The sequence below is a fragment of the Streptococcus sp. GMD6S genome (genome assembly GCF_000297015.1).
Genome location: NZ_AJRH01000023.1, coordinates 20,959 through 28,359, shown reverse-complemented (window position 1 = coordinate 28,359; position 7,401 = coordinate 20,959). Strand labels below are relative to the sequence as shown.

Here is a 7,401-nt window from a genome sequence, read left to right as displayed (position 1 = left end):
TTGCTCAAAGCACTGCTTTGAGGTTGTAGATAGAACTGACGAAGTCAGTAACATATATACGGCAAGGTGAAGCTGACGTGGTTTGAATTTGATTTTCGAAGAGTATTAGCGAATATCTAGGTAATCCAAGACCAATTCGCAGAACATCATGTTGGCCCATGAGAACCATTCACGAGAGTAGAGAGTCGGATCGTCTACGTGGAAGCTTTCGTGCATGACACCTGTTCCACCATCGCAGGCAACGAGTTGATCTAGCAAATGTTTTTTCTCCGCCTTATCCGTCGTTGTCAATCCTTGGATAGATAGGGCAATCGGCCAGATATAACGATAGAAGGTATGAGAGCTTCCGAGACCGCTAGCGTATTCTCCTTGGTAGAAGTATGGATTTTCAGGGCTGAGAATGGTGCGACGAGTTGCTTGATACACTTCATCATCCACATCACAGTAACCAAGATATGGAGCAGCCAGTAGACTTGGGACGTTTGGATCATCCATGATGCTGGCATTTCCTAGACCATCCACTTCAAAGGCGTAAATCTTTTCGCCCTTGCTGTTGGTGGTGTAGGCATAGTTTTCGATCCCTTCTTGGATCTCTGCTTGCAGACGTTTAGCGTCTGCGATGACACTCTCGCTATCAGCTAGATTCAATTCTGCAAAGATTTCTTGGACATAACCCAAGACAACGACTGCAAACATATTGGATGGAATCAAGTAGCTATACTGACAACAATCATCACTTGGTCGGAAGGCTGACCAGGTCATTCCTGTCACGGCAAAGTCAGGTCCAAAGCCATCATTTACCAAAGTGTCTTCCTTACGGTCTGTATCACGAACAAAACGATAGGCAGAGTTGTTGTGATCTTGCTCTACCGTCCAGAGATGAAGGATTTCCTTAGTTGCTGTGACAAAAGTTTCATCAAACTGGCTGGTTTCGCCAGTCTCTTTCCATAGGAGATAAGCCAGCTGCAAAGGATAGCAAAGCGAGTCCACCTCATACTTGCGCTCCCAAATCCAACCATTAAGGTCTGTATGGTCGGTCTCGTGGTGGCCCTTCCAGTTTTCCTCAATGTTAAAGGAGTTGGCATACGGATCTTTGAGTACTAGGGTCATTTGACGCTTGACCAAACCTGCAATGGTCTGACGTAAGAGAGGATCTCTTTTAGCCACATGAAGGTAGGGTCTGAGTTGGGCAGTCGAATCCCGAAGCCACATGGCAGGAATATCTCCTGTGAGTACAAAGGTTGAACCATCTTCTAGGATCTCAACCGTATTGTCCAAGGTGTCTGTATAGCAACGCTCAAAGACATCCACCCACTCCGGATGGTCCTTAGCCCGCTCTGCTACTTCATCCAGCCATTCTCTAACAATTTCTTTCGAATAAATCATCGTGCAGTTTCCTCTTTCAAACAAGTTTCATGTTCAGTATATAGTTTTTGAGACAGAAAATACATACACAAATGATAGTCATTTTTCTACAAAATAGTTATCTTTGAAACTCCTTTTCTAAAGACCTCATTTTTCTGATATAATGTAGAAAAACAGCTAAAGGAAATACTATGAAACCACTACTTGAAACCATCGATACCCGCTTTGGGACTGCTAGCAAGCATGCCTTTTCTCGAGGAAATACCCTGCCCTACACAGGCGTTCCTTTTGGGATGAATTATTTTGTGCCTCAGACCAGCGACCAGGAGGGAGCTTGGTTCTTCGATCCGCATCTGCCCATCTTTCAGGGGATTCGATTGACCCACCAGCCCAGCCCTTGGATTGGCGACTACTCTTGGCTCCTTCTGACACCTGTCACCGGCCAGCTTGGGGGAGATAACCTCTTTCACCGTCAATCCTCCTATGATAGGGATAAAGCTTCCTTCCAACCTCATTATCTGAAGATTTTCTCCCTGCGCTATCAGATTGAAACCCAGCTTACACCGACTTGCTATGGCGCTTCTATTCGTTTGGAGCAAAAGCAAGGCAAATCCCTCTCCCTCTACCTTCACGCTGCAGATGATTTAACAATTGAGCAGGTAGATAAGCAGACTCTAGCCCTGAGACAAGAAGGCAAAACAGAGACCAATAAAAATCCACTGATACTCTTCACCGCCCTACAAATAAATACGGATATTCTTGCTGTCAACCAAGAAAGCGGAGACTGGCGAATTGACTTAGCAAGCAGTCATGCTGACATCCAGCTAGCAACTTCTTTCATCTCGCCTTCTCAAGCTCTGCTTAATCTACCTCAAAAGGACTTTGATAGCTGTAAAGCAAGTGCCCAAGCAGACTGGGAAAATCTCCTCCATCGTTTTGACATACTAGAGACAGGAGAGGCTGACCGGACCTTCTTTGATCACTGCCTCTACAGACTCTTCCTCTTCCCACAGACTTTTTATGAAGTGAACGAGTCAGGGCAAACCATCCATATGGACCTGACTACTGGTACTGTCAAGCCCGGTATCCTCTTTAGCAATAATGGCTTCTGGGATACCTTCCGCACCACCTTCCCCCTCTTTGCCCTTGTCATACCGGAACACTATCACCTCTTTTTAGAAGGTTTCCTCAATAGCTACCGCGATACTGGGTTCCTTCCAAAATGGTTGGCTCCAGATGAACGTGGCATGATGCCTGGTACCCTGCTAGATGGCATTATCGCAGACAGCGCCTGCAAGGACATGGCCCCCGACCTAGAAAAAGAACTCCTTCAAGCCATGCTTGAAACAGCCACTAAGTCCGACCCTCTCGGCATCAATGGCCGCCACGGACTAGCCCAATACCAAGAACTGGGCTACCTCTCTACCGACCACCACGAAAGTGTCAGTCACACCCTTGACTACGCCTATAGCGATTTTTGTATCGCCAGCTGTGCCGAAAAGCTTGGTCAGAATGACATCGCGGAAACATATAGAACTGCGTCTCAAAATTACCGTCATCTATTTGATGCTGAAACAGGTTACATGCGAGCGCGAGATAGTCAAGGAAACTTCCGCCCTGACTTCTCTCCCTATAGTTGGGGACGCGACTACGCCGAATGCTCTGCCATTCAAGCGACTTTAGGCGTTCTCCACGACATCCCAGGTTTGCGTCAACTCATGGGTGGAAAAGAAGCCTTCAGCCACTATCTTTTGAAAGCCTGTCAGGACGCTCCTCTCTTTGAAACCACCGGCTATGGTTACGAGATTCACGAGATGAGCGAGATGGCTACCGCTCCTTTTGGGCAAATCGCCATTTCCAACCAACCGAGCTTCCACATCCCTTATCTCTTCCGCTACAGCGACTACCCTGACTACACTGCTCTACTCATCAAAACCTTGCGTCAGAAAGCCTTTCACCCCAGCTGGGAAGCCTATCCTGGCGATGAGGACAATGGCAGTCTCTCTGCTTGGTACATCTGGTCAGCTCTTGGATTCTACCCGATCTGTCCGGGCAAGCCAAGTTACGATCTCGGAATTCCTCTCTTTGACCACCTCCGTATCTACCTAGCCAAGGAAAATAAATGGCTGGATATCCATGCCGAGCAAAACCACAGCCATTTCAACTTTGTCAAAGAATGCCGATTGGACAAGGCTCCTGTATCTAGCATTCAACACCAAGACCTCTTGAAAGCTGAGCAACTGACCTTCACCCTCAGCTGGCTACCAAATCACTCCTAACCAAAAGAACCTTTGCATCGCGCAAAGGTTCTTCTTTTATGAAACTTGGACCTGAAGCTGGTCAACCAGCTGCCTATCTACCGTCAGATTTAGATAAAAATCTAAGTTTTTATCGCCTGCAAAATACAAGGTTGGTAGCGTCAGCCTTTTTTCAGTCTCGCCAACTTGAAACGCAAGGACTTGAATCTCGTCCCGATAAGCAACACCATGCACACCCGTCCCTGGTTGAATCGAAATCTTAGCTTCTAAAGGACTGCTAGATTCTCTTCGCTTCACTGTAAAGTGGACATTTTCTCCCTTGGTCACAACTAGACTTTTTTCTGAAAACTCTAACTGTTGAACAGCTTCTTTTTTCGACAAGGTAGGTGTTTTATAGAGTGAAATCTTGGTCAACAAAGGCAAAGCCTGTGCCTCTGTAATGATCACACGCACCTTCTGAGCCTCTACCATGGATCCTCGCAAAAGGCGTTTATAGCCAACAGTATAGCCGGATTCAAACTCCTGCCAGACACCATCCAACTCTACCTGAACACGGAAAGCAGCGATGCGTTGCCCCAAATTCAAATCTTCTCTTAACTCAATCACATCAAAAGCTTTAGGTGCACCTAAATCAAGCTCTAATTGGATTGGCAACTCTGCATCACTTGCCCATGAACTGGTCTCTAGCCCATCTGTCAGATGATGACAGGCATAGTCTGGTGATAGAGCAGGGCCAGATACCGTGGCTCCCAAAGCCAAATCTTCTTTATATAGCTCGTCACGGTAGGCAGCAAATTCATAGAGACGCTGGATATCCTTTTCATCAAAGAGGCCATCTTGGTTCGGTGGGATATTAAGCAAGAGTGGAGTTCCCCGCCCTACCGAGTGAAAGTAGATTTCGACCAACTCCTCCAGAGACTTAGGATCCTGATCCTCATGGTAAAACCAGCCCGGCCGAAGAGAAACATCTGCCTCACCGATTGAAAATAGCGTCCCAAAGGGGTCTCCGTGCTGTAGATAATCTAATTCCGCCTCTGTTCCTAACTGGTCTGGCTTGACTTTTTGCCACAAGGGATCCCCTGCATAGCCTCGTTCATTGCCAATCCAGCGAATACTAGTTCCCTCAGTTGAGAAAATCAAACAATCGCCCTGCAAGTCACGAATGGTTTCAAACCAAGTCTCAAACTCATAGTTGACCTTCTGGGCCCCTTCGCCTCGAGCACCATCCATCCACACCTCAGTGAACTTACCGGCATTTCCATAGGCAGGATTTGACAAGATTTCCTTCAATTGAGCCAGATAGTAGGCATTGTAATCCGCTTCTTGGTCCACGTGATAGAGGGGACTGTGAGCATCCCAAGGAGACAAATACACTCCCATATCCATATCAAACTCAGTCACAGCTTGGGAAACCTCAAGGAGCAAGTCCCCCTTTCCATCCCTCCAAGGACTAGCCTTGATCGAATAATCTGTGTGGGATGTCGGGTAGAGAACAAAGCCATCGTGGTGCTTCACCACCAAAATCAGCTTTTTAAAACCCGTTTCTTTAAGCACTCGAACCCATTCACGCGCATCCAACTTAGTCGGGTTAAAACGCATAGGATCCTCTTGCCCACTTCCCCATTCCTGGTCATAAAAGGTATTGGGACCAAAATGGATAAAGGCAGCTAGTTCATCCTCTAAATAATCCAGCTGGGCCTGACTTGGTAATGGTCCATGCGGTTTTATGTTCGTCATCATCTCACATCTCTTTCTCTTGTTCACAAAATTATCCACAACTTGTGGATAAGAAAACATGCCTAAAAACTAGTTTCTCCAAAATCCAGCTCTTAGACTTAGAGGCCTTCACCCCTAAACAGACCTTTGTCAAACAGCTCTGTACTAGGGTTTCTACTAGCTCTCTGGCAAGTTACTAATGTACGGAACTAGTATCAGGGTGCTTCAACACCCTGAGTTATATGTCATTTTCCCCTAGACTTATCCACAGACTGTGAATAAACTAGTGTTCCAGACCGCTCTCTCCTTGACTATAACAAAAAGCGATAGCAGCGTCAATATGACTAAGCTCCCTTCCTAAATCCCCTGAAAAGATTCTATAATTTGTACAATCGTAGCTTTTGCATTCGCCAGCTAGTGAGAATCAGCCAGTAGAAAATGACCTCTTTATCACATTGTGAACAGCACAGCTGTAGTACTATAGCGCCCACAACCTACTCAGATAATCGTTTCTAGCAAAAAATCCCGCAGATTTGCGGGATCTTCTCTTGCATCAATGCGCTAACATTTCTTGGGCGATTTCTTGGCCAGATAGGTTATCTGGGTAGTAGGTTGGCCAGTTATCCATTTCTTCAAAGAGGGCTTCTTGGCTTGTGCCTCCAAAGAAGATATGGAAATGTTCTGCCTTGACTGGGGCGATATTGTGGTCACTAAACTGAACATACTTGAACTGTCCAGCGTCCGCATCTGTCGCTTCAAAGAGGAAGCGCACACCACGATTGCCTTTCTTATAAGTCAAGATTTTCTTGCCGACATACTTATAGGTGAATTTCTTGCTTTGGCCACCTTGAACAAATTCCATAGTGTTATCCGTGATGTTGATTTTGGTCACATCTGTCTGATAGCCTTTTCTATAGTAAGCCTTATACTCATCCTTGGTCATCTTACCAGTCAACTTAGCCTTGTAGTCAAAGACTTGATCAAAAGTTCCATCCTCAAGGAAAGGATAGACAGACTGCCAGTTGCCAGCATAGTCACTCAAGGTGCGGTCCTTGACATCTGCATCCTCAAAGTAACCATTGTGAACTGTCTTGGTATTTTCTTCCTTCTCTGGTTCGATTTCTGGTCCTTCTTGGTCCGTTGTCTGTTTCAAAGCCTTGAGGTTTTTCTCCATCACGGAGATATAGTCCTCACCAGCCTTGGTTGCTTCTTCTGTTAGACTTTCTAGCGGATTGAGCACGTCTAGTTTGACACCTGTTTCTTTTGAGAGTGTATTGGCGAGGGCTTGTGAAGCATTTTCTTCAAAGTAGATATAAGAAATCTTGTTTTTCTTGATATACTCTGTCAATTCTGCCAAACGTGCTGCTGATGGTTCTGCATCTGGTGAGAGACCTGAGATGGATACTTGCTTGAGACCATAGTCCAAGGCAAGGTAGTTAAAGGCAGCGTGCTGGGTCACAAAGCTCTTTTGTTTGGCTTGAGACAAACCATCTGTGTAGGCCTTATCCAAGGCTTGCAATTTTTCGATATAGGCAGCCGCATTCTTTTCAAAAGTCTCTTTTTTATCAGGATAATCTGCTGACAAGCTGTCACGGATATGCTCTACCAGTTTGATGGCGCGTGCTGGTGAAAGCCAAACGTGGGGATCGTAGTCGTGATGGTGTCCCTCACCGCCATAATCATGCCCTTCCTCTTCTTCCTCACCACCTGGCAAGAGGAGCATATCACCTGTTGCCTTGATGGTTTTCACCTTTTTCTTATCCAAGGATTCTAACAATTTTGGAACCCAAGTTTCCATGTTCTCATTTTCATAGACAAAGGTATCTGCGTCTTGGATTTTGGCAACTGCCTTGGCAGACGGTTCGTACTCATGGGGTTCTGTACCAGCACCAATTAGAAGTTCTACATTAGCAGTATCTCCTGCGACTTGCTTGGTAAATTCGTAGACAGGGTAAAAGGTTGTTACGATATTGAGTTTCCCATCTGCCTGTTTTTGATTGGAACAAGCCACTAAAAACAGGGCACATAGACTAGCCAGTAGTAAGCTCAGTTTTTTCATTTC

At 45.9% G+C, this 7,401-nt stretch carries 4 protein-coding genes; 1 reads left to right on the top strand and 3 read right to left on the bottom strand.

Going from position 1 to position 7,401, the window contains the following annotated elements; all coding sequences use genetic code 11:
* Positions 1-105: 105 nt before the first annotated feature.
* The gene (locus tag GMD6S_RS05335) at positions 106-1,386 is read right to left on the bottom strand and encodes a glycoside hydrolase family 125 protein (RefSeq protein WP_000640538.1); all 1,281 of its coding nucleotides are present in this window, start codon (positions 1,384-1,386) and stop codon (positions 106-108) included.
* 170 nt (positions 1,387-1,556) lie between these two features.
* Here GMD6S_RS05335 and GMD6S_RS05330 point away from each other — a divergent pair, with 170 nt between their 5' ends.
* On the top strand, positions 1,557-3,644 hold the full coding sequence (locus GMD6S_RS05330; protein ID WP_000803421.1) for a GH92 family glycosyl hydrolase: 2,088 nt from the start codon (positions 1,557-1,559) through the stop codon (positions 3,642-3,644).
* Between the two features lie 36 nt (positions 3,645-3,680).
* On the opposite strand, the gene GMD6S_RS05325 is transcribed toward GMD6S_RS05330, so the two are convergent.
* Positions 3,681-5,360 carry an alpha-L-fucosidase gene (locus GMD6S_RS05325; protein WP_008280219.1) on the bottom strand — a complete coding sequence of 560 codons (1,680 nt, stop codon included), beginning with the start codon at positions 5,358-5,360 and terminating at the stop codon, positions 3,681-3,683.
* A 532-nt stretch (positions 5,361-5,892) separates the two neighbouring features.
* On the bottom strand, positions 5,893-7,398 hold the full coding sequence (gene adcA / locus GMD6S_RS05320; RefSeq protein ID WP_000736544.1) for a zinc ABC transporter substrate-binding lipoprotein AdcA: 1,506 nt from the start codon (positions 7,396-7,398) through the stop codon (positions 5,893-5,895).
* Between the last annotated feature and the right edge of the window lie 3 nt (positions 7,399-7,401).

Coding starts and splice junctions, on each gene's coding strand:
- GMD6S_RS05335 (WP_000640538.1), bottom strand. CDS start 1,386: ATGATTTATTCGAAAGAAATTGTTAGAGAATGGCTGGATGAAGTAGCA.
- GMD6S_RS05330 (WP_000803421.1), top strand. CDS start 1,557: ATGAAACCACTACTTGAAACCATCGATACCCGCTTTGGGACTGCTAGC.
- GMD6S_RS05325 (WP_008280219.1), bottom strand. CDS start 5,360: ATGACGAACATAAAACCGCATGGACCATTACCAAGTCAGGCCCAGCTG.
- adcA (WP_000736544.1), bottom strand. CDS start 7,398: ATGAAAAAACTGAGCTTACTACTGGCTAGTCTATGTGCCCTGTTTTTA.